At 62.2% G+C, this 21,820-nt stretch carries 18 protein-coding genes; 7 read left to right on the top strand and 11 right to left on the bottom strand.

Going from position 1 to position 21,820, the window contains the following annotated elements:
* Nucleotides 1–53 precede the first annotated feature (53 nt).
* Together SB753_RS21420 and SB753_RS21415 are read left to right on the top strand one after the other, a co-directional pair.
* Nucleotides 54–953 carry a LysR family transcriptional regulator gene (locus SB753_RS21420; RefSeq protein WP_131316018.1) on the top strand — a complete coding sequence of 300 codons (900 nt, stop codon included), beginning with the start codon at nt 54–56 and terminating at the stop codon, nt 951–953.
* A 242-nt stretch (nt 954–1,195) separates the two neighbouring features.
* Nucleotides 1,196–1,732, top strand: a complete 537-nt coding sequence (locus SB753_RS21415; RefSeq protein WP_027776899.1) for a class IV adenylate cyclase — start codon at nt 1,196–1,198, stop codon at nt 1,730–1,732.
* A gap of 27 nt (nt 1,733–1,759) precedes the next feature.
* Here SB753_RS21415 and SB753_RS21410 read toward each other — a convergent pair whose 3' ends face one another.
* Both SB753_RS21410 and SB753_RS21405 read right to left on the bottom strand, forming a co-directional pair.
* Entirely contained in the window at nt 1,760–2,251 is a 492-nt protein-coding gene (locus SB753_RS21410; RefSeq protein ID WP_020067402.1) for an Lrp/AsnC family transcriptional regulator, read from the bottom strand.
* 92 nt (nt 2,252–2,343) lie between these two features.
* Nucleotides 2,344–2,568: a DUF3717 domain-containing protein gene (locus SB753_RS21405; protein ID WP_020067401.1), complete on the bottom strand. Its 225-nt coding sequence runs from the start codon at nt 2,566–2,568 to the stop codon at nt 2,344–2,346.
* 171 nt (nt 2,569–2,739) lie between these two features.
* On the opposite strand from SB753_RS21405, the gene SB753_RS21400 reads away from it, so the two are divergent.
* A complete protein-coding gene (locus tag SB753_RS21400; RefSeq protein ID WP_013590077.1) occupies nt 2,740–3,426 on the top strand; it encodes a response regulator transcription factor in 687 nt (228 codons plus the stop codon).
* Between the two features lie 132 nt (nt 3,427–3,558).
* The gene (locus SB753_RS21395) at nt 3,559–5,061 is read left to right on the top strand and encodes a sensor histidine kinase (protein ID WP_020067400.1); all 1,503 of its coding nucleotides are present in this window, start codon (nt 3,559–3,561) and stop codon (nt 5,059–5,061) included.
* Between the two features lie 63 nt (nt 5,062–5,124).
* On the opposite strand, the gene SB753_RS21390 is transcribed toward SB753_RS21395, so the two are convergent.
* From SB753_RS21390 to mnmC, 7 genes are all read right to left on the bottom strand, one after another.
* Complete coding sequence (locus SB753_RS21390; RefSeq protein ID WP_027804522.1) at nt 5,125–5,655, bottom strand: SET domain-containing protein; 531 nt, start codon at nt 5,653–5,655, stop codon at nt 5,125–5,127.
* A 276-nt stretch (nt 5,656–5,931) separates the two neighbouring features.
* Nucleotides 5,932–7,044: an NADH:flavin oxidoreductase/NADH oxidase gene (locus SB753_RS21385; RefSeq protein ID WP_020067398.1), complete on the bottom strand. Its 1,113-nt coding sequence runs from the start codon at nt 7,042–7,044 to the stop codon at nt 5,932–5,934.
* 195 nt (nt 7,045–7,239) lie between these two features.
* Nucleotides 7,240–7,953, bottom strand: coding sequence for a glutamine amidotransferase (locus SB753_RS21380; RefSeq protein ID WP_088176207.1), 714 nt, complete (start codon nt 7,951–7,953; stop codon nt 7,240–7,242).
* Between the two features lie 126 nt (nt 7,954–8,079).
* Nucleotides 8,080–8,718 (bottom strand): MarR family winged helix-turn-helix transcriptional regulator, encoded by a 639-nt coding sequence (locus SB753_RS21375; protein ID WP_027776893.1) that lies wholly within the window; start codon nt 8,716–8,718, stop codon nt 8,080–8,082.
* Between the two features lie 537 nt (nt 8,719–9,255).
* Complete coding sequence (locus SB753_RS21370; protein WP_020067395.1) at nt 9,256–10,371, bottom strand: YbdK family carboxylate-amine ligase; 1,116 nt, start codon at nt 10,369–10,371, stop codon at nt 9,256–9,258.
* A 98-nt stretch (nt 10,372–10,469) separates the two neighbouring features.
* On the bottom strand, nt 10,470–11,675 hold the full coding sequence (locus SB753_RS21365) for a cation:proton antiporter (RefSeq protein ID WP_020067394.1): 1,206 nt from the start codon (nt 11,673–11,675) through the stop codon (nt 10,470–10,472).
* A gap of 878 nt (nt 11,676–12,553) precedes the next feature.
* Nucleotides 12,554–14,533, bottom strand: a complete 1,980-nt coding sequence (gene mnmC / locus SB753_RS21360) for a bifunctional tRNA (5-methylaminomethyl-2-thiouridine)(34)-methyltransferase MnmD/FAD-dependent 5-carboxymethylaminomethyl-2-thiouridine(34) oxidoreductase MnmC (RefSeq protein WP_410801698.1) — start codon at nt 14,531–14,533, stop codon at nt 12,554–12,556.
* 413 nt (nt 14,534–14,946) lie between these two features.
* Between mnmC and SB753_RS21355 the strand changes: the two genes are divergently transcribed.
* Nucleotides 14,947–15,225: an HU family DNA-binding protein gene (locus tag SB753_RS21355; protein ID WP_006050811.1), complete on the top strand. Its 279-nt coding sequence runs from the start codon at nt 14,947–14,949 to the stop codon at nt 15,223–15,225.
* 141 nt (nt 15,226–15,366) lie between these two features.
* Here SB753_RS21355 and SB753_RS21350 read toward each other — a convergent pair whose 3' ends face one another.
* Together SB753_RS21350 and SB753_RS21345 are read right to left on the bottom strand one after the other, a co-directional pair.
* On the bottom strand, nt 15,367–16,695 hold the full coding sequence (locus tag SB753_RS21350) for a GTP-binding protein (RefSeq protein ID WP_410801696.1): 1,329 nt from the start codon (nt 16,693–16,695) through the stop codon (nt 15,367–15,369).
* 252 nt (nt 16,696–16,947) lie between these two features.
* Entirely contained in the window at nt 16,948–17,394 is a 447-nt protein-coding gene (locus SB753_RS21345) for a lytic transglycosylase domain-containing protein (RefSeq protein ID WP_087752400.1), read from the bottom strand.
* Nucleotides 17,395–17,911: 517 nt separating this feature from the next.
* Between SB753_RS21345 and gspD the strand changes: the two genes are divergently transcribed.
* Both gspD and gspE read left to right on the top strand, forming a co-directional pair.
* A complete protein-coding gene (gene gspD, locus SB753_RS21340; RefSeq protein ID WP_020067389.1) occupies nt 17,912–20,263 on the top strand; it encodes a type II secretion system secretin GspD in 2,352 nt (783 codons plus the stop codon).
* Nucleotides 20,260–21,819, top strand: a complete 1,560-nt coding sequence (gene gspE, locus SB753_RS21335; RefSeq protein ID WP_410801695.1) for a type II secretion system ATPase GspE — start codon at nt 20,260–20,262, stop codon at nt 21,817–21,819. Before gspD ends, gspE begins: the two co-directional genes overlap by 4 nt.
* Nucleotide 21,820 lies beyond the last annotated feature (1 nt).

The raw sequence follows: 21,820 nt of genomic DNA, 5'->3' as shown, positions 1-21,820 counted from the left end.
GAAATCCAATGAGTAATGCTCAACTGGACCATAAGCGGCGTTAATATCAGTGGATGGATCTGACTCTGCTACGCGCGTTCGTCACGGTTGCACGCGAGGGCAACCTCACGCGTGCTGCGGTGCAACTGCATTTGACCCAGCCCGCCGTTAGCCTGCAAATCAAGCATTTGCAGGAGACGCTGGGCGTGACGCTGTTCACGCGGACCTCGCATGGACTCTCGTTGACCCGCGACGGCCAGGCGCTTCTGCCGCACGCCGAGCGTGCGCTGGCCGCGGCGGGCGACGTGCAACGAGCGGCGCAATCGCTGCGCCAGGAAGTGCGCGGACGCTTGCGCATCGGCACGATTCTCGACCCCGAATTTCTGCGCCTCGGGGGTTTCCTCAAGCAACTGGTGGAGACGTGGCCGCACATCGAAACTGCTTTGCGGCACGGCATGTCGGGCTGGGTGCTCGATCAGGTCCGCGCAGGCGAACTGGACGTCGGCTACTACATTGGCGTGCCTTCCGAAGACGATGCGCGCGATGGGCCCGCCTTCCACACATTGACGCTCACGCAGTTCCAGTACCGCGTGCTGGCGCCCGCCGGCTGGAGAGACCGCGTGAAAGGCGCGCGCGACTGGCGCTCGCTCGCCGCCTTTCCGTGGATCTGGACGCCGCCCGCTTCCGCACACAACCGCTTGCTGTCCCGCGCTTTTGGGGAGGCCGGCGTGAAACCGGTGAAGGTCGCGGAAGTGGATCAGGAGCCGTCGATGCTGGATCTCGTCAAATCCGGCGTGGGCCTGACGCTCGCGCGCGATGCGATTGCGATCGCCGAGGCTCACGCGCACGCGTTGACCATCGTCGAAGGCATTACCGTGCCCACGCAACTGAGCTTCATCACGCTCGACGAACGTAAGGACGAGCCGGCGATAGCCGCCGCGCTCAAGCTCATCGAACAGCAATGGACTGGCTGAACGCTTTGCGGCTGCGATATGAGCGGTCCTCATGACAGCGTTCGCGCGAATTCCGCCGGATCATGGCGGGCTTAAACCGCGGCGTCACGCAGTTTTTGTTAGATTGACGGTTCTCTCACGCGCGCACGCCGTTGGCACCCGCCCTCACCCCTTTCGTTCCAACCGACTCTGTCCTTCCCGGCGGCTTGGCGCCGCTCACAGCACAAGCCGCCGACCACTCAATTCTTCGACAGGAGCCTGACATGGCACGCAACATCGAAATAAAAGCCCGCGCGCAGCATTTCGAGCAACTGCGCGAACGCGCGGCGCAGCTCGCGCCGGACACGCCTTTGATCTTCCGCCAGCAGGATTTTTTCTACGACGTGCCGCGCGGCCGCCTCAAGCTGCGCCAGTTCGACGACGGCACGCCCGCCGAACTGATCTTCTATCAGCGTGACGACCGCGACGGGCCCAAGGCGTCGTATTACACCCGCAGTCCTGTGACGAACCCCGAAGCCATGCACGCGCTGCTTGCCACTGCGCTGACAACGCGCGGCATCGTGACCAAGGAGCGGCACGTGTATCTGGCAGGGCGCACGCGCATTCATCTGGATCGCGTCGACGGTCTCGGCGATTTCGTGGAACTCGAAGTGGTGCTCGCGCAAGACGACAATGAAGAAGACGGTCAGGCCGAAGCGCACGCAATGTTCGCGAGCCTCGGCGTTCCGGAATCGGATCTGGTTGCGGTCGCCTACGTCGATTTGCTGAGCCCGGACAGCGCGCCGAAGCAAGTCGCATAAACCGCACGCGCGGCCACCGTGCGTGCGTCAGGCGGCGGCCGTTCCCGGCGACAGATGGCCAAGCGGCAATGGCCCGTTGCGCTTGAACGTGGTGAGTACGATGTTCGAGCGCACGCTGTCGACGCCGGGCACGCGCATCAGCTTCTTCATCACGAAGGTGGACAGGTAGTTCAGGTCGGGCGCGACGATACGCAGCAGATAGTCGGCGTCGCCTACCACCGCATGGCATTCCAGCACTTCGGGCAAGGTGTCGATCTGCTGCTGGAACTGCTCGATGATCGAATCGCCATGATGCTTGAGCTTCAGGCTCGTAAAAGCCGTCACGCCAAGGCCCAGTTTCTCGGGCCGCAACACCACCCGATAACCGTCCACCACACCGATCTGTTCCAGCCGCTGCAATCGCCGTCCGATTTGCGACGGCGACAGCGGCACCTGTTCCGCCAGTTGCTGATGCGTTGCGCGCCCGAAGCGCTGCAGTACGTCGAGGAGTGCAAGATCGAAGTGATCGAGTTCTAGCATGTAGGGAATTTCATCGACTGTATTACCGCGTGTTAAAGAATTCGTCGTATTGAAAGGGCTTTGCAGGCGACGCGGGGCTCAAACCTTCAGTTCTACAGGCTATTCTTAAGGCGCACGTAAGAATCCCACGCTTGCTGCGCAAACGCGTCCAAACCATCACGCGTGAGCGTGTTCTGACGCTGTACAATCAGGAGCGCATACGGCTTGGAGAGCGCGCTTGCCTCCTTGCACAGAACGAGTTCGTCTCCGCTCGAAGGTGAGCGGGCGCGCCAGAAGTTGATCGCGGCTTCCAGTTCGTGAATGCTTATCTCGGACATGGCTTCGATTACCGGTGTGCGCCGGCAGGCTGCTCGACGACTGCTTCGTGGCCGGTTACGCCAGTTAGGCACAGCCGCACCACACGCGGTCCGTGTAGCAGATCTGTGCAGCAGGCGCCCCGGCGAACCGCTTGCCCAAACGCCTAAACCCATTGTACTTGAGCGAAATCCATGCGACTCCTTCTGATCGAAGATGACCGTCCCATCGCGCGCGGCATCCAAAGCAGTCTCGAACAAGCCGGCTTCACCGTCGACATGGTCCACGACGGCATTTTCGCCGAACAGGCCCTCACGCAAAACCGGCACGAACTGGTGATTCTCGACCTCGGCTTGCCGGGCATCGACGGTATGACGCTGCTTTCGCGCTTCCGTCAGAGCAATCGCCACACTCCGGTGATCATTCTCACCGCGCGTGACGAACTGAACGACCGTGTGCAAGGCCTCAATTCCGGCGCCGACGACTACATGCTGAAGCCGTTCGAGCCCACCGAACTCGAAGCGCGTATTCGCGCGGTAATGCGTCGTAGCGGCCCGCACGGCGACATGCCGCGTCCGGAAGTGTCGCTGGGCGGCGTGCGTTTGTCCGGCGTCGATCGCCGCATTTTCAACGACGACAAGCCGCTCGAACTGTCGCCGCGCGAATTCGCCGTGCTCGAAATGCTGCTGCTGCGCCACGGCCGCGTGGTCAGCAAGGCGCAACTACAAGATCACCTCACGCATTTCGGCGGCGATCTCGGCGACACCGCAATCGAGGTCTATGTGCACCGTGTGCGCAAAAAGCTCGAGAACTGCCGTGTCGAAATCGTCACGGTGCGCGGCTTCGGTTATCTGTTGCAGGAAATCCGCCAGGCCGCATAATCGTCGTGAAGGCCGCAATCCGATTGCGGCCCGACGGCGCCGGGCCGGCGCAGCGCATTGCTTGCGCGATTCGCCGGCATCCGGCGAAACTTCACGGCGCGTTGCGCCTGCACTCTTCCCGCGCGTTCGATCATGCCCCAGCCGGCCGCCAATAGTCTGCGCCGCACGCTGCTGCGGCGCCTAGCTGCTCCTCTTTCGCTGCTCGCGCTCATGAGCGGCCTGATCGCCTACTGGCTCGCGTGGCAGTACACGCAGCACGTGGTCGACCGCTCGCTCGCCGACCTCGCGACCGCAATCTCCAAGCAGATCCAGATCGCGGGCCCCGAAGCGCCGATCACCGTGCCGCCGCTCGCGCAGGCTATGTTCTCGGATCCGGTCGAGCATCTCGTCTACCGGATCAGCAATGGCGAAACCGAAATCGCGGGCGATAAGAGCCTTCCACTGCAAGGCACGAGCGTTCGGCGCATGCATTACGCGTATGTGTTCGAAACCCAGCACCAGGGCGTCACCGTCCGCGTCGCGCAAGTGCGGGTCGATCAGCCGGTCGGCAATCCGATCGTCGTCGAAGTCGGGCAGCCGGTGCACCACCGTTTTCGTATCGCGGCCGAATTCCTCGTCGCCATCATGATGCCGCTGCTGTTGTTGCTGCTTGCCGGCTGGGTGATCGTCTGGCGAGTGGTCAATCAGCAGCTCAATCCGCTAACCGATCTCGCAGATTCGCTGAACCGGCAAACTCACACGTCGCTAGAACCGGTGGACGAAACCTATGTGCCCGTCGAAATCCGGCCACTGACTGGCGCTGTGAACGCGCTGCTTGACCGGCTTAAAACCGCGCTCGACGGCCAACGCAAATTTATCGCCGATGCCGCGCATCAGTTGCGCACGCCGCTCACCGCCGTCAAGTTGCATGCGGAGCAGGCAGCCACCGCCCGAGATCCTCGGCAAACGCTTGCAGCGGTGCGCGAATTGCGTGCGGCGGCCGACCGCGCGGTGCGTCTGTCGAATCAGCTGCTGTCTCTTGCGCGCGCGGAGCCGGCCGAGCAGGCTGCACGTTTTGTGAACGTGGATATGGCCGCGCTCGCGTTCGATACCGGCGCGGAATGGGTGCCTCGCGCATTGACCTCGCACATCGACCTGGGTTTTCAACGGCTCGACGACCCGACCAACGACCATCCGCTGATCGCGCGCGGCAATCCGGTTCTGCTTCACGAAGTAATCGCGAACCTGCTGGATAACGCACTGAAGTATGTGCCGCCGTCGCGCTTCGATGGCGGGCGCATCACGGTCACGGTCTCGCAGACTGTGATCGACGACGTCCGCATGGCCGAAATCGTCGTCGAAGACAATGGCGCGGGCGTGCCTCACACGCAGCAAGCGGATCTCTTCAAGCGGTTCTTCCGCGGCGACGGCCAGAGCGATAACGGTGTGGACGGCGGCGCCGGTCTCGGCCTCGCGATCGTTCACGACATCATGGCGTTACATCACGGCAGCGTGCATTACGAAGACGCATCGGAAGGCGGAGCGCGTTTCATCGTGCGTATCCCGCTCGTGCATGCCGCCGTTCCGGCTGGGCAGAAAGACGACGTGCAGCGCCACGAAAAAAAACCGGCGCATTCAGCGCCGGTCGATATGTAACTGTGTGTCTGCTGAACGGGTTGCCTCGCCGTCATTCGCATGACGAACGGGGCAACTCGGGCGCTACTTCTTTTTGGCCTTCTTCGCCACCTTCGTTGATTTAGCCGATTTAGCAGACTTGGCCGTTTTGGCCGCGCCCTTCTCTTTCTCGGGCGGTGCGAGCATCGTGCCGCGGCATTTGCGCGAGCCGCAACGGCATTCGTATTCCTTCTTGAGCTTCTTGGTCTGACGCGCGTCGATCACGAGGCCGTAATCGTAGAAAATCTCCTCGCCCTCGGCGATGTCGCGCAGTGCGTGCACATACACGTGACCGTCGATCTCTTCGGCTTCGCAGTTCGGCGCGCACGAGTGGTTGATCCAGCGCGCGCTGTTGCCGTTCACCTTGCCGTCGATCACCTTGCCGCTGTCGAGCGCGAAGTAGAACGTGTGGTTCGGTTCGTCAGGATTATGCGGATGACGGCGCAACGCTTCTTTCCAGGAAATCCGCTCGCCCTTGTATTCGATTAGCCGCTCACCGGCCGCAATCGGTTCGAGCGCAAACACGCCTTTGCCGTGCACACCTGAACGACGCACGGCGATCCTGCGTGAACTCATTGAATGAATCCTTGTGAAGAACTGGGGATGAAGTCCGGCAGCCGTCGGAAAACGCCCGCGTCTGACGCGCTGATTTTTTCTGGCGCTGATAGCAAACGCGGCGCCCTGCGAGCGCCGCGTCGACTTGCGACGCTCATGCGCCACATCCGGCATCCTACACGCTGAAGACGGCTTCGTTCAACCGTCAAAAACGTGTGGCCGCGTCATGCCCTCGTTATCCGCTCGTTATGCCCTCGTATCGCCCGCGTTATGCCCGCGTCATGGCGATCGGCGGCTTCATCTTTGTCCGAACGAAATCTCGCCAAACAGCGCCTTTTGCTCGCGCGGTTGCGAACGCCAGTACTGCGGAGGCGCTTCAACCGTCGCACCAAGTTGTGCCGCGGCGTGCCACGGCCAGCGCGGGTTATACAGCAGCGCACGGGCCAGCGCGATCAGATCGGCGTCGCCCTCTTCGATCAGTTGCTCGGCATGAAGCGGATCTGTGATGAGTCCGACGCCGATGGTCGTGAGGCCCGTCGCTTTTTTGACGGCCTTCGCGAACGGAATCTGATAGCCGGGTTCAAGCGGGATCTTCTGCAATGGCGACACGCCTCCGGACGACACGTCGATCCAGTCGCAGCCGCGCTTTTTCAACTCCTGCGCAAACGCGATCGTGTCTTCGAGCGACCAGCCGCCTTCGACCCAATCCGTCGCGGACACGCGCACGCCGACTGGTTTGTCGGCGGGAAACGATGCGCGCACGATGTCGAAGATTTCAAGCGGAAAGCGCATGCGGTTTTCGAGCGAACCGCCGTAGTCGTCGTCACGTTGGTTCGCGAGCGGCGACAGAAACTGATGCAACAGGTAGCCGTGAGCGGCATGCACTTCCAGTGCGTCGATACCGAGGCGCGCCGCGCGGCGGGCCGATGCCGCGAAGGCTTCACGAATGCGGTTGAGCCCCGGCGTGTCGAGCGCCAGCGGCGGCTCTTCGCCAGCCTTGTGCGGCAACGCCGAAGGTGCGTGCGGCAACCAGCCGCCTTGCGATACGGGAATCAGCTGACCGCCTTCCCACGGCGCCTGGCTCGAAGCCTTGCGCCCCGCATGCGAGAGCTGCATCGTCACGTTGATATGCGAATGCTTGCGAATCGCGGCGAGCACCGGCTTGAGCGCAGCTTCGGTGGCGTCGTCCCATAGACCGAGATCCGCCGGCGTAATGCGGCCGTCCGGCTCGACGGCCGTCGCTTCGATGCACAACATGCCGGCACCGGATAACGCAAGACTGCCAAGGTGGATCATGTGCCACGCGGTAGCCTCGCCGCGTTCGGCGGAATACTGGCACATCGGCGACACGACGATGCGATTCGGAAGCGTCACGCTACGCAGCGTGAGTGGAGAAAATAGCGCGCTCATGGATCACCGCCCAGTTAAAACCCGAGAGCGAACGAGCATAGCACCGCAGGTCGTTTGCTGCAGGCAGCGAGGTGTCGATAAGAGTCGGCGTTGCGACTGCCGATCGTGTTCAGGCGCTCAGACAAACGGGACGCTCGAGCCACCGCTCGGACATGGCAACGCGGCGCCAGCTTCAATCCCGAGATCTGCTCCCGCTCAGGGCTTACGTTCCACCTGATCCAGCCATTCGCCGAACATGCGGCAAGCGGCGGCTTCCAGAGCCGGACCGAATTGCGCAGTCTCCGCGCGCAACTGGCGTGCGTCGATTCCATGGCCGACGAGCTCACCGGCGTTGCCGATCAGCCACGGCTCGAAGCGGTCAGCGCGAATCTCGGGATGACATTGCAACGCGAGCACATGGTCGCCCCATGCAAACGCCTGGTTTTCGCACGCGCTCGTGGATGCAAGACGCGTGGCGTTGGCGGGCAGATCGAAGGTATCGCCATGCCAATGCAGCATGGATGTCTGCGCGCCATCGAGGTGACGCACCGGCGATGCGCGCCCGGCGTCGGTCAGCGTAAGCGGCTCCCAGCCCAGTTCGACATGACCCGCGGGATAGACCCGCGCCCCAAGCGCACGCGCGATCAATTGCGCGCCCAGACAGATGCCGAGTGTAGGCAGCCCCGCCTCGATGCGTTTTTCGATCATCGAGAGCAGCGGCACGAGGGTAGGATAAAGCGCGTCGTCGGTGGCGCTGATCGGGCCACCGAGCACCACCATCAACGATGGCGAGACGGGATTCGGCGCTTCAATGCGCGCAAAGCCGACGTCGAGATAACGGACCGGACGCCCACGCTCGCCGAGCACCAGTTCGAGACTGCCCAGATCTTCGAAGTACACGTGGCGAATGGCCAGAACTTCCTGATTCATCAGCCTCTCACTTCGCGGTTGACTGGAGACCTGCCGCTACGCGGCGCCGAACGGCTGGGCGGGCGGCGAAGGCCGCCTGCCGGAACCGGCTTTGCAGTGTAGCGGATTGTCAGGAAAGCAGCCGCCTTATTGGGCGAAGATCTTCCAGGTCTTCTTCTGCGTAGCGGCGTCAGCGGTTTCATGCACCGCGCAATCGAGACGCAGGTCCGTGTCCGCCATGTTCAGATCGAGAAGCGCGCAGTGATGCGGCGTCTTCTTCGGATTCTTGCTGGGCTCGAAATGCGTGCAGCTCAGGCACATGCGGTGGGGCGGAATGTGGCCCTGCGCTTCCAGTTGATGAACCGTCTTGAGCAGCGTGCGGTAGAACATGGCTTGCTCGTCGTCGCGCAAGGTGCCGACTGCTTTGGCCAGGAAGTCCGGCCATTGCGCAGCGCGCTTGGCGGCTGTGCGGCCACGAGCGGTCAGGCGGACGGCGAGCGCGCGGCCGTCGTCGAGCGCGCGGCGCTTTTCGACAAGCCCCTTGGTTTCAAGCGTGCTGACGGCGTCGCTCGTGGTAGCGGCGGTCAACGCCGTTTCACGCGCGATTTCTCCGAGCCGCATCGGGCCCTTCCGCTGCATCAACAGAACCAGGATTTCGCCCTGCGTGGGTGTGAGACCCGCGCCCTCCGCCCACTCCCAAGCCTGGCTTCGCATGGCCGTGCTCAGTCGCAAGAGACTGTGGGTGACTCGCCCGGTTGCCTGTTCTCCGTATACGCCTTCGCTCATAATCTTCGATTCGTTTATTTACAGCTTTTGTGCGGTGCCGGCCTTATTCGCCGGGAACGCCCGTAGCCTGTGTGGGGTAGCCCCGCCCAAAACAGGACGAGACGGATTCGACTATCTCAAAAATTCACCGCCTTGCAAGCCAAAGCAGTTAAGACGACATTCTATGCGAGAGCGGCGAATCGTACAGCTAAGTTATCCCATGCAAGTTGTGGATAACCATGGGACAACATGGGGGAATACATGTGCGCCGATTCTTGATAAGCGTCTGCTGCAAGTTTACCGGTCTTAAGTTGTCCTCGTTTACCGCCGCCCGCGCACTGCTCAACGGCCTACTTATGGTTTACGCAGCGCCTTGACTTTGCAGGGAATTATTCAGTTGTCCACAGCCCGTGGCAATGCTTGTTAACTACTACTACGTATGTATACGTACAAATTCGAAAAACCTTAAGGGCCCCGAACTGGAAAATTTAATTACGAAAAAAAACCCGCCGACGGCGGGTTTCTTACGTTTGAATACGAAGCGCGCCCCGCGCCTCGTTATGCTCGCCACTTCAGACACTGCTGGCGAACCGCCTCATGCAGCGACTTTTCCTCTTCGACCACGCCTCTGAGCCACGTTGCGTCGTTGACCTGGCCGCGTGCAATCGTGCCGATCTCGGCCAGTGCGTGGCCCGAGGCCAACGCCTCGCCGTGCGGTGCGATCAGATCGAGCGTTTCGAGAATGTCTTCGGCAATCGTCTTGCGTTCGCCGGTTTGCGGATTGATACAAGTGCCAGCAAGTCCGAAGCGGCATGCTTCGAAACGGTTGAACGTGTAGACGAGGTAATCGTCTTCGTGCGGAGTGATCGGCTTGTCGAGCAACAGATGGCGCGCGAGCGTCTGGATGTAGCACGCAATTGCCGCCGCGCGATCCACCGACAGCGGCGTATCCATCACACGTACTTCGATGGTGCCGAAGCCGGGCTTCGGCCGGATGTCCCAGTAAAAATCTTTCATGCTGTTGACGACGCCGGTATGGACCATCTTCGAGAAGTATTCCTCGAAACTGTCCCATGTCAGCACGAACGGCGCGCGGCCCGAGAGCGGAAAAGCGAACACGGAATTCAGGCGTGCCGAATGAAAGCCGGTGTCCACGCCCTGCACGAACGGCGACGATGCCGACAACGCAATGAAGTGCGGGATGAAGCGTGACATGGAATGCAGAAGGAACAGCGCGCTGTCCGGATCGGGGCAGCCAATGTGCACGTGCTGGCCGAACACCGTGAACTGCTTGGCCAGATAGCCGTACAGCTCCGAAAGATATTGAAAACGCGGCGTATCCACGATCTGCCGCTCGCTCCATTGCTGGAAAGCGTGCGTGCCGCCGCCGCATAGGCCGACGTTCAGATGATCGGCTGCCGAAACGAGCGTGTCGCGGATCTTGCGCAGATCGGCAAGCGCCTGTTCGTGCGTCGTGCAAATGCCGGTGGACAGCTCGATCATGCTCTCGGTGATTTCCGGCGTGATGTTGCCGGGGATCTTCTGATCCTTGACGAGGCGCAGCAGATCCGAGCCGGCTTTGGTCAGATCATAGTCATGCGTATTGACGATCTGCATCTCGAGTTCGACACCGAAAGTAAACGGCTTCGAATCGATGAAGGGTTCGAGTGACATAGCGTCCCCTGAGTGAGGTCGGCCGGGCAGTTGTCAGATGCCCAGCCGTTTATTTGAGCGAATATGTGGATTAATGCGCGGCCGAAAGCGCTAAACGCTTATTCTTCGCGCCGTTCGGCGACCAGCGCGAGGCTGCGATACACGAGCCATGGCCCGAGGATTTGCAGCACGACGATCGAACACATGACAATCGCCCGGAGTTGCGGATCGAAGTTCGGATAAAGGTTGTACGTGTCGTCGACCAGCAAATAGGCCAGTGCCGACATCGGCGACAACGACAGACCGAGCGCCATGCCCTGCTTCCAGTTCAGACCGCTCGGCTTCGCAAAGGCCAGCACGCCGACAAGTTTCGCGACAAGACGCGCAACAATCAGGCCCAGCGCGGCAACACCGCCGAGCGCAATGTCTTTCCACTCGAACGACGTGAGCGTCAGCACGAACAGAATCACGGTGAGAAGCCACCCTGCGGTGCCGAAATGCTGAGGCCACAATTGCGGCCGCGCCTCCAGATTTTTCACAATAATGCCGGCGGCAAGCAGCGCGAGAATCGTCGACAGCTTGAACAGATGCGCGACCGCAATCGCGAGCAGCACGAGTCCGAACAGCGCGACGAACGAATGCTCGTCCTGCATGTTCATCCGGCGATAAAAGAACGTACAGGTGCGCGCGAGCAGATAGGCGAGCACCAGCGAGCCGGCAAGCAGATAAAGCGGCTGAAGGATTGTCGCAAAGACGTTGCCGTAGGCTTCCTGATGCAACCAGCTCGATACCAGTTTTTCGATTACCACCGCATACATGCTGTTCAACGCAGTGAGCGTCAGCAAACGCTGCGTGACCTGACCTTCCGCGCGCAGCTCGGTCTTGAGCTGAATCACCATTGCAGGCGACGTCGCCATGGCGATCGCAGCGAGCACGGTCGCGACCATTAACGGCACATTCAGGAAGAGCAGCACCGGCAAAACCAGTGCGAAAGTCAACGTCGCTTCGGCGACGCTCGACATGACGAGCCACGGGTTACGGCGGATCCAACGCAAATCGAGCCGGCTCCCCAGTTCGAACAGCAGCAAGCCGAGCGCGACATCGAGCAACGGTCGCGCGGCCTTGGCCGATTCGGCGTCGATCACACCGGATCCCGCCGCGCCGGCAATCAGACCGATGACCGCATATCCGGAAATACGCGGCAAACGCCACGCGCGATAACAGAGTTCGCCGCATAAACCCGCGGCAAGCAATGCGAGCCCCGCCCAGAAAATGGCGTCGGGTGCGAGCGGCCAGGCGGGGAAAAATGAAAACGCCGAATTCATCGTTATGGGTTCTCCTTTGGAGCAACGGCAGATGACACGAACAGGCGCAAGCCGGCGCGAACACCGGCAAGCGGGTGCGCGCACAAGGCGCCCACTTTCGCAAACGATTCGCGTGATCCGCGTTGCGAGTTTTTCAACGAGCAGATGATTCGAACGCGCCGCGGTCGCAGGGAGCCGGCGCATTCAGGGGTGCGGCCGTAGCAACCAGCACGGCACGGTGAAAGAACGCCGTCGACGTTGAATCAGAGTCTGATTGAACGGCACCGTTCCGTTGCTGCGGGTACTGCGAGAGCAGGCGCCACGCGGAAAAGAACGGCGATTGTGCCATAGCTTTTTCAGCTTTAACCGAAAAGACGCCAACATGCAGGCAAAACGGTAAAAACATACTTTATCTTGCCGACGTGTGGAAAAAGCGACCGTTTTTCCTGCTCACTCTGGACTCATCGCCGGCGGTGTTGCGACGCTTGCCGACGAAGTTTGCGCCGTCGGCATGTGTTTTTCAGGACAGTGATTAGACAGAGTCGCACACCGCGCCGGGAGGGTTTGATGCGGGCGTCAACGCGTGAATCAGCTCGGGCCTTGCTGTTTACGTGTTTACTGTATGTATACGTAGTAACAGTTAACAAGCTGCACTGGATTCTGTGGATAACCGATGTTTGCCGAAGTAAATCAGCGTCTTGCAAAGTTCATAACGGCAAGCACAGCGTGTGCGATGGCAGCGCGTATACGAGGGTAACTTTTCGCGGATTTCGACGGCGGTCGAGTTACCCCGTTTACATCCACAACGGTTCCACACGAGTTGCGCAGGTAAACAATGCGGTTATCCACAATTTGCGGTGGATAACCGGCCGCACTCAGACGACGCATGCAGACAACCGTTAACTGGCGACGCTTCCCTGCCGCAACCCGCGCAACAGAAAGCGCGCGGGGTCGATGTCTTCAGCGAGGTCACGCTCCAGTGGCCAAGGCTCGCCTTCTATCTGCGAGGCGATCAGTTCCGCGCCAAGTGCCGCCCACACGAGACCACGCGAGCCATAAGCGAACGCGCTATACAGGCCTTCCATGCGCGGCAAATCGAGCGGCCATGCGCCGCGCAAACGCTCGGCGTCGCGCGTGGCGAGCGCTTCATCGGCGACGTTGCCGATCATCGGCATGCGGTCGCTCGTCACGCAGCGAAATGCGACTCGGCCGGCAGGCGCTGCGGGATCGGCACTCGCGGCAATATCTGCGAACGCGGGCATCATCTGCGCAACGCGCTCGATATTTTCCAGATGACCGCCGGGCCGAAGCGATGTATCGGCGTCGTCGAGTTCATATGTGGCGCCTGTTAGCGTGACGCCGTTGAGCAGCGGTATCGCGTAGCCGTCGCCGATCACCGGCAATCCGAGCGAGGGCGCCGAGCCCGCGGGCAGCAAAGTGAGTTGCCCGCGTATGCTGCGAGTCGGCGCATGCTGCAACCCGGCGATGCGAGCCGCATCGTGTGCCCCGGCGACGATGACAACCGGCGCGCGCGCCAGCTCTTTACCGCTGGTATCGAACACGCTCCACTGGCTACCCAAACGCTCGACGCGTCCGACATCCACGCCAAAGCGCCGTTCGAGCAGATCGCCCGCCGCGGCACACTGCGCGGCACAAAGCGATGCCGGGTCGATCCAGCCGCCTTGCGGAAACAACCAGCCGCCCCGCGCGAGCGGCACGCCGGCGAGCTTTTGCGCATCCGCGGCGGAGACCGGCGTGACGAATTCCGGCGGGTAGCGCAACGCCGCGATGGCTTCGCTCATGGAGCGCGCTTCGTCGTCGTTTTCGGCAATCTGCAGCAAGCCTGGCGCCCCGCGTGACGGCGCGTAACCGAGCCGTTCGAGCGCTGCCCAGCGCCTGAGCGCATACAGAAAGCCGGCGCGTGTGACACGCGAAGCGACGCTGTCGTCGCGCGAAATCATCGGATGGAACACGCCGGCCGGATTGCCCGACGCGTCTTGCGCAACCGACGCGTGCCGTTCCAGCGACGTCACGCGCCAGCCGCGAGCGGCGAGCCGCTCGATCACCGAGCATCCCGCCAGACCGGCGCCGATCACGACCGCATGCCGCTCGCCGGGCGCGAGTGGTCCGACCGGCGACGGCGGTTCATGACGGCGAACGCGCCATCGCGGCGCGAAGTGGCCGACTAGCATTGCCCGCTTCCAGCCAAACCCTTCGACCTTGCGATACTCGAAGCCGCACTGGGTTAGCGCGCGCTTGATGTCGCCGGCGCTGCTATACGTGGAGAAAGTCGCGCCTTCGCCCGCGACCCGCGCCAGCGACTTGAAGACGGCGGGCGTCCACAGTTCGGGGTTTTTCGCCGGCGCGAAGCCGTCCAGGTAGAACGCGTCGGCGCGCAAGCGCAGGGTCTGCAAGCTTTGCTGAGCATCGCCGAAGACTAGTGTGAGGACCACGCGTCCATCTTCGAACTCGATTCGATGCGTGCCTGGCACGAGCATCGGCCATTCGTCTGCGAGCGATTGCGCGAGCGCCGCTATCGCCGGATCGCCGATGGTTGCGGCGTAAGCCCGACGCAGATCGGCGAGCGTGAACGGATGTTTTTCGGTGGATACGAAATGGAGTCGCTCGCAACGCGACGGATCTGCGCGCCACGCAGCCCACGTCACCAGGAAGTTGATGCCCATGCCAAAGCCCGTTTCCAGCACGGTGAAAATTCGCCGCCCTTGCCAGCGTTCGGGCAGCGCATTCCCGCGCAGAAACACATGGTCGGCCTGCTCCAGGCCGCCGACGGCGCTGTGATAGATATCGTCGTAGAGGGGCGAAAACGGTGTGCCGTTGTCCCGGAACGAGAGGACGGCGGGGATTAGCGGATCGGTCATGCGTGACGCAAAATGACGCCCGCGACGAGCGGGTCGAACGTTACCGCCGGCGCGCGGCTCGCCGGGCGGCGAAGAAGACGCGCTGAGCGTTGGCAAAAACCAACGTCAAAGCCCCGTCCGTGCTGGGTTTCGGCGCTCGCGGCGTGCCCGGATACGCAAAAAGTACCGTTTCCTTGCTGTATCTGTTCTAAAACCGCGTAATTCTTCGAAACCCTTGTCCTGATTGGGTTTGCGCTGCGCTATCATAGCAAGCGCCGCGAGAGGAGCGGCAGCACGGCCGACGGACACTTGCTGTCCGGCGCTTTCGATCCGGAGGGGCTCCGGAGCCGTAGCTGCTTAACGGCGTGGCGCGCGCACGTATAATCGGCGCGTTCGCGCTGTTCGTGTCAACCTAAACTCAGAAAGGAACCTTAATGAACAAACAGGAACTGATCGACGCCGTCGCAGGACAGACGGGCGCCAGCAAGGCTCAAACCGGTGAAACGCTGGACACGTTGCTTGAAGTGATCAAGAAGTCTGTGTCGAAGGGTGACGCGGTCCAGTTGATCGGCTTCGGCAGCTTTGGTTCGGGCAAGCGCGCAGCGCGTACGGGTCGCAATCCGAAGACGGGCGAAACCATCAAGATTCCGGCCGCAAAGACCGTCAAGTTCACGGCTGGCAAGGCGTTCAAAGACGCAGTCAACAAGCGCTAAGCAGATTACTGCCAGGCAGTTGACACCCGCCAACGGCGGGTTTTTTTTCGTCTGCGCTCCGCCGGCGAAGGTTGCGCGAGACGGGGCGCGGTGCTGTGCCGCGACCCGGATCGCGGCTTTCACGCTAATACGAAAGGCCGCTCAGTCGTGGCGATGCGTGATCTCGCCGTGACCGTGGTCGTGGTCGTGGTCATGGTCATGGTCATGGCCGTGGTGATCGTGATCGTCTTCGTCGAAATCCCACGCTGGGAACGGGTCGGCGAACTGCTGCCAGCCTTGCGGTCCCAAGGCGTACTCGGCGTCGGTGAGAAGGCACGCGTCGAATTTCGCGGACCACAGCGCCGGGTCGATGCCCACGCCGATCATCACCAGTTCCTGCCGACGGTCGCCGATGCTTAGGTCGTCCGGCGCGCCATACCAGTCGGCGGCAATTTCAGCGGCCAGTTCGTCGTCGGCTTCGGGCCATTCGGTGCGGTCCTGAGCCGCCCACCACATGCCCGCAGGACCGTGCCGGCAGGCGCCGCCCGCCTGAGACAGCGAACCGGCGATGTCGTTACGCGTCGCGAGCCAGAAAAAGCCTTTGCTGCGCAACACGCCCTTCCACTCCTCATGCAGCAGCGCCCACAGGCGTTCCGGATGAAACGGACGACGCGCGCGATAAACGAAATTGCCGATGCCGAACTCGTCGGCTTCACTGTGATGGCTATGCCCGTGCGCGTGCTCGTGTTCATCGCTGTTGAGCACGGCAAGCCAGCCAGGCGTGCTCGACGCCTCGTCGAAATCAAAGCGGCCCGTGTTCAGCACCTGATCGAGCGGCACGGCGCCGAAGCGGCTCACCACCTGCACCGCCCGCGGGTTGATTCGCGCGAGGATGCGTTGCAGACGCGTGAGTTCGTCGGCGCTGACCAGATCGGCCTTGTTCACCACGAGCACGTCGCAGAATTCAATTTGCTCGACCAGCAACTCGACCAGCGTGCGGTCGTCCTCTTCGGTGGCGGCAATGCCCCGTTCGGCAAGCGCATCTGCGGAGCCGTAATCGCGCAGGAAGTTGAACGCGTCGACCACCGTCACCATCGTATCGAGCCGCGCGACGTCGGATAGCGACGCGCCGTCGTCGTCGACGAACGTGAATGTTTCAGCGATCGGCATGGGCTCGGCCACGCCGGTCGACTCGATCAGAATCGCGTCGAAGCGTTTTTCCGCGGCGAGGCGTTTGATCTCGACCAGCAGATCGTCGCGCAGCGTGCAGCAGATGCAGCCATTCGACAATTCGACCAGCTTCTCTTCGCTATGCGAAAGCGCGGCGGCGTCTCGTACCAGCGTCGCGTCGATATTGACGGCGGCCAGATCGTTGACGATCACGGCGACCCGCAAGCCGGCGCGATTCGCGAGGATGTGGTTCAGGAGCGTGGTCTTGCCGGCGCCCAGAAAACCGGAGAGCACGGTGACGGGCAATGGCGGCTGGTTCATCGCAGTACGGGAAAGCTGGAAATTGGAGGGCTTGCCGGGCGCAGCATTGCTGCGTGAGCGTCGAAACGGGATCGACGCTCGAGCGCCGGCGGCAGCACGAAGCCGCATTGTGCATCAAATCGTGGGAGGTAAGCGGACGTTGGCCGCCAGCCGGCTACGGAACGGGTCGCTCTGCGGGCGGATCAACGGGCAGTCAATGGGCCAATCAGCGTGCCGCTACGAGGGCGAGTCACAACCCAATCAACGTGCTGATCAGCGCGCAGCCGGCATCAGGTTCCACTTGCGCAGAATCGCGGCGATCTGTTGCGCGTACTTGTCGCGCAACGAGGGCGTCTCCGAGTGATACGCGCCGATCGCTTGCCACGTATTGCCGTACTTGTTCATCTGACGGCGCAGATGCCAGGCCGCGATATAGACGTTCTTGCACGGCTCCATCAGCGTGCCCTGCGAGATGCCGTATTGAGCAAGCGTGGGCAAGTGAATCGAGTTGATCTGCATGACGCCGTAGTCGGTCGAACCATTCGCATTCTTGTGCTGCGCGTCCGGCCGGTTGTGCGACTCCTGCCACGCGATCGCGCGCAGAATCAGCGGATTGACCTTCTGATATTTCGCTGCCTCGTCGAAACAATCGGCGCGCGCCGGCCCGGCTAATGCCAACAAGGTAATTCCTGCCAGGGCGGTAACGAGGGATCGATTCATCGGTCAAGCTGACTTGGCAAAACCGCAAGGGTAAGGCTTCGTAATGCATTGCGTCGGCCATTGTTCAGACGCAGGAAGCCGGAAACCGCACTGTGGTCGGGCGTTGGCGCAACATCGGGGAAAACCCGCGTTGGCAACAGCGAACCGGCGGCTCGAACGGCTCGTATGATACCGGCAGGCCGATACCCGTCAAGTTGGCTAACAGACATAAGAGCGCGGAACACGAAGTTCCGGCGCGGTTTTCAGTGCGTATCGGTTGCCTTTCAATGTCCCGACGAAGCGGGCGGATGCTGGAGGAAACTCTCGGCGCCTTTCCATTTGTGACAAATCCGACATGAAAAACTGTTACTGTTCACTTTTTTCGGACATTGGATGGCCAGCATTTTAGGGCGGGATTCCGCCCACCTGGCCCGCCAGCAGACCGACAGACCGGCGCTCTGCTCCCATGTCCGCGCTGCATGACCGCCGGCGGCTCGAGCTGCCGGCATCGACATTACATTCCATGAGAAGAAATCGTATGGCTTTGCGTCGCGTCGCAACGGCGTTGCTGGTGGCTGGACTGATCACTGCGCAGACGGCGGACGCACAGGTGACCCTCAACTTCGTCAACGCCGACATCGACCAGGTGGCCAAGGCGATAGGCGCTGCGACCGGCAAGACGATCATCGTCGACCCGCGTGTCAAAGGTCAGTTGAATCTCGTGTCGGAAAACGCGGTGCCCGAGGACCAGGCGCTGAAGACGCTGCAATCCGCGCTGCGCATGCAAGGCTTCGCGCTGGTACAAGACCACGGCGTACTGAAAGTCGTACCCGAAGCCGACGCCAAATTGCAGGGCGTGCCGACCTACGTCGGCAACGCGCCGACTGCGCGAGGCGACCAGGTCGTCACGCAGGTATTCGTGCTGAAAAACGAGTCGGCCAACAATCTGTTGCCGGTGCTGCGCCCGCTGATTTCGCCGAACAACACGGTGGCCGCTTACCCCGCCAACAACACGATTGTCGTGACGGACTACGCGGACAACGTGCGGCGCATCGCGCAGATCATTGCCGGCGTCGATACGGCGGCCGGCCAGTCGGTGTCGGTCGTGCAACTGAAAAACGCCAACGCGCTCGACATTGCCGCGCAACTGAACAAGATGCTCGACCCGGGCGCGATCGGCAGCACGGACGCGACGCTCAAAGTGTCGATTACCGCCGACCCGCGCACTAACTCGCTGCTGATCCGCGCGTCGAACGGCGCGCGTCTTGCCGCCGCGAGAACGCTCGCGCGCGAACTCGACGCGCCCACCAGCATGCCAGGCAACATGCACGTCGTGCCGTTGCGCAACGCCGAGGCGACCAAGCTCGCGAAGACCTTGCGCGGCATGCTGGGCAAAGGCGGCGAAAGCGGCTCGTCGGGAGGAACGAACGAGGCGAACGCGTTCAATCAGAACACCGGCGGTGGGCTCGGCGGCAACAATTCGACGGGCACCTCCGGCACTCCGCCGCTGCCCTCGGGCGGGCTCAACAGCAGTTCCATGTCCTCGCCGATGGGCGGCTCCGGTGCGGGCGGTTATGGCTCGAACAGCGGCAATGCTGCGGGCGGGCTGCTCGGTGGCGACAAGGACAAGAACGACGACAATCAGCCGGGCGGCATGATCCAGGCGGACGCCGCGACCAACTCGCTGATCATCACCGCGTCGGAACCTGTGTACCGCAATCTGCGCACGGTGATCGATCAGCTCGACGCGCGCCGCGCGCAGGTCTATATCGAAGCGCTGATCGTGGAACTGAATTCGAACACGAGCGGTAATCTCGGCATTCAGTGGCAGGTCGCGAACAATTCGCTTTTCGCGGGCACCAACCTAGCAACCGGTTCGAGCAACAGCATCATCAACCTGACCGCGGGCGCCGCGGCGGCCGGAGCCACAGGCGGTCTCGCCACGGCGCTGGCCACGCAAGGCGTGCAGCAGGGTTTGAACATCGGCTGGCTTCACAACATTTTCGGCGTGCAGGGTCTCGGCGCATTGCTGCAGGCGCTCTCGCAGACCGCCGACGCGAACGTGCTGTCCACACCTAACCTGATCACGCTCGACAACGAAGAAGCGAAGATCGTCGTCGGCACGAACATACCTATCCAGACAGGTTCGTATTCGAACCTGACGAGCGGAAGTGCAAGCTCGGCCTTCAACACGTACGACCGCGTCGACGTGGGCCTGACGCTGCACGTCAAACCGCAGATCACCGACGGCGGCATCCTCAAGCTGCAGCTCTACACGGAAGACTCGGCGATCGTGAACGGCACGACCAACGCGACGACGAACCCGGCCGGCCCGCAGTTCACGAAGCGCTCGATCCAGTCGACGGTGCTCGCGGACAACGGTGAAATCATCGTGCTCGGCGGTCTCATGCAGGATAACTACCAGGTCAGCAACAGCAAGGTGCCGCTGCTTGGCGACATTCCGTGGATCGGCCAGCTGTTCCGCTCGGAGCAGAAGAACCGCAACAAGACGAACCTGATGGTGTTTCTGCGCCCCGTGATCATTAGCGATCGCGACACCGCGCAGGCTGTCACGTCCAACCGTTACGACTATATTCAAGGTGTGCAGGGCGCCTACCGGCAGGACAACAACCTGATGAAGGACAAGGACGACCCGGTGGTTCCGCCGATGCCCGTCGGCCCGAGCCAGGGCGGATCGCCGTTGAATCTGTTCGATCTCGACCAGATGCGCCGTCAGCAGATGCAGCCGCCTCAGCCACGTTCGTCCGCGCCGCAGCCGAATAACGGCACGCCCTACACAGCGCCCGCCGCCCCCGCGGTGAACGGCGCCGTGCAGAGCAACCCAGTGCCGGTTGCGCCGTCCACCGCATCGCCAGGAGTTCAGCCGTGAATACGCCGTCCATGCCGCCGTCAGCCTCAACGTCGCCGGCATCGTCGCGGGCCGCCGGAGTTGCATCGGCGGCAATGATAGAGCACGCCGATCATGCGGAGCGCGCGGCGCCGTCGGCGATCGCCGCGAGGCTCGTGCCCTATGGCTTCGCGCGCAGCGGCCAGATTCTGGTCGCGCATCAGCACGCCGACAGCCTCGAAGTGTGGATCAGCGAGCGTACGAGTGAAGCCGCGCTCGCCGAAGTGGCGCGCAATTTCGGCGCGGTGTCCGTGGTGCGTATTCCCGCCGACGAACTCGCGCAGGCGATCAACCAGGCCTATGCGCGCCAGGACGGCAGCGCGGCACAGGTGGTCGGTGAAGTGGAAGGCGAAGTGGATCTGTCTCGCCTCATGCAGGACATTCCCGAGGTGGAAGACCTGCTGGAATCCGAAGACGACGCACCGATCATCCGCATGATCAATGCGCTGCTCACGCAGGCGGCGCGCGAACAGGCGTCGGACATTCACATCGAGCCGTTCGAAACGTCGTCGGTGGTGCGTTTTCGCGTCGACGGTACGTTGCGCGACGTCGTCCGTCCGAAGAAAGCGTTGCATGGCGCGCTGATCTCGCGGATCAAGATCATGGCGCAGCTCGATATCGCCGAGAAACGTCTGCCACAAGACGGCCGTATCACGCTGCGCGTGGGCGGGCGTCCGGTGGACGTGCGTGTGTCGACTCTGCCGACTGGCCACGGCGAACGCGCGGTGCTTCGTTTGCTCGAAAAGGACGCGACGCGCCTGAATCTCGAAGCGCTCGGCATGGGAGCCGACACGCTCGGCAAGTTCGACAAGCTGATCGGCAGGCCGCACGGCATCGTGCTGGTAACGGGCCCAACCGGCTCGGGCAAGACGACCACGCTATACGCGTCGATGTCGCGGCTCGAAACGGCGACCACCAACATCATGACGGTGGAAGACCCGATCGAATACGACCTGGCAGGCATCGGCCAGACCCAGGTGAACGAGCGGATCGGCATGAACTTCGCGCGCGCGCTGCGCTCGATTCTGCGTCAGGATCCGGACATCATCATGATCGGGGAAATCCGCGACCTCGAAACTGCGCAGATCGCGGTGCAGGCTTCGCTCACCGGCCACCTCGTGCTGGCTACGCTGCATACCAACGACGCCGCGTCCGCCGTCACGCGTTTGACCGACATGGGTGTCGAGCCGTATCTGCTCGCGTCGTCGCTGCTAGGTGTGCTGGCGCAGCGGCTCGTGCGGCGTTTGTGTCCGGTGTGCCGCGAAAAGCGCGTCGAAGAAGACGGTCGCGTGCATTGGCATCCGGTCGGTTGCGACAAATGCGGCCAGTCCGGTTATGCAGGCCGCCGCGGCGTGTATGAACTGCTGCTGATCGACGACGAAATCCGCACGCTGATTCACCGTAATGCGTCCGACGCGGACATCCTCGCGGCAGGCCGCGCGCAAGGCATGCTCACGCTGCGCGAGGACGCGGAGCGCTGGCTCGCTTCGGGGCTGACGTCGCTTGAAGAAGTGATCCGCGTGACGGGCGGAGCATAAG

The sequence above is a fragment of the Paraburkholderia sp. SIMBA_053 genome (assembly GCF_046534895.1).
GTDB classification, from domain to species: Bacteria; Pseudomonadota; Gammaproteobacteria; order Burkholderiales; family Burkholderiaceae; genus Paraburkholderia; species Paraburkholderia caledonica.
The sequence above is the reverse complement of the archived record's forward strand: the minus strand, read 5'-3'. Positions and strand labels throughout refer to the sequence as shown.

Bases quoted from the DNA above. Each gene is read 5' to 3' on its own strand.
- SB753_RS21420 (WP_131316018.1), top strand. From the start codon at position 54: ATGGATCTGACTCTGCTACGCGCGTTCGTCACGGTTGCACGCGAGGGC.
- SB753_RS21415 (WP_027776899.1), top strand. From the start codon at position 1,196: ATGGCACGCAACATCGAAATAAAAGCCCGCGCGCAGCATTTCGAGCAA.
- SB753_RS21410 (WP_020067402.1), bottom strand. From the start codon at position 2,251: ATGCTAGAACTCGATCACTTCGATCTTGCACTCCTCGACGTACTGCAG.
- SB753_RS21405 (WP_020067401.1), bottom strand. From the start codon at position 2,568: ATGTCCGAGATAAGCATTCACGAACTGGAAGCCGCGATCAACTTCTGG.
- SB753_RS21400 (WP_013590077.1), top strand. From the start codon at position 2,740: ATGCGACTCCTTCTGATCGAAGATGACCGTCCCATCGCGCGCGGCATC.
- SB753_RS21395 (WP_020067400.1), top strand. From the start codon at position 3,559: ATGCCCCAGCCGGCCGCCAATAGTCTGCGCCGCACGCTGCTGCGGCGC.
- SB753_RS21390 (WP_027804522.1), bottom strand. From the start codon at position 5,655: ATGAGTTCACGCAGGATCGCCGTGCGTCGTTCAGGTGTGCACGGCAAA.
- SB753_RS21385 (WP_020067398.1), bottom strand. From the start codon at position 7,044: ATGAGCGCGCTATTTTCTCCACTCACGCTGCGTAGCGTGACGCTTCCG.
- SB753_RS21380 (WP_088176207.1), bottom strand. From the start codon at position 7,953: ATGAATCAGGAAGTTCTGGCCATTCGCCACGTGTACTTCGAAGATCTG.
- SB753_RS21375 (WP_027776893.1), bottom strand. From the start codon at position 8,718: ATGAGCGAAGGCGTATACGGAGAACAGGCAACCGGGCGAGTCACCCAC.
- SB753_RS21370 (WP_020067395.1), bottom strand. From the start codon at position 10,371: ATGTCACTCGAACCCTTCATCGATTCGAAGCCGTTTACTTTCGGTGTC.
- SB753_RS21365 (WP_020067394.1), bottom strand. From the start codon at position 11,675: ATGAATTCGGCGTTTTCATTTTTCCCCGCCTGGCCGCTCGCACCCGAC.
- mnmC (WP_410801698.1), bottom strand. From the start codon at position 14,533: ATGACCGATCCGCTAATCCCCGCCGTCCTCTCGTTCCGGGACAACGGC.
- SB753_RS21355 (WP_006050811.1), top strand. From the start codon at position 14,947: ATGAACAAACAGGAACTGATCGACGCCGTCGCAGGACAGACGGGCGCC.
- SB753_RS21350 (WP_410801696.1), bottom strand. From the start codon at position 16,695: ATGAACCAGCCGCCATTGCCCGTCACCGTGCTCTCCGGTTTTCTGGGC.
- SB753_RS21345 (WP_087752400.1), bottom strand. From the start codon at position 17,394: ATGAATCGATCCCTCGTTACCGCCCTGGCAGGAATTACCTTGTTGGCA.
- gspD (WP_020067389.1), top strand. From the start codon at position 17,912: ATGGCTTTGCGTCGCGTCGCAACGGCGTTGCTGGTGGCTGGACTGATC.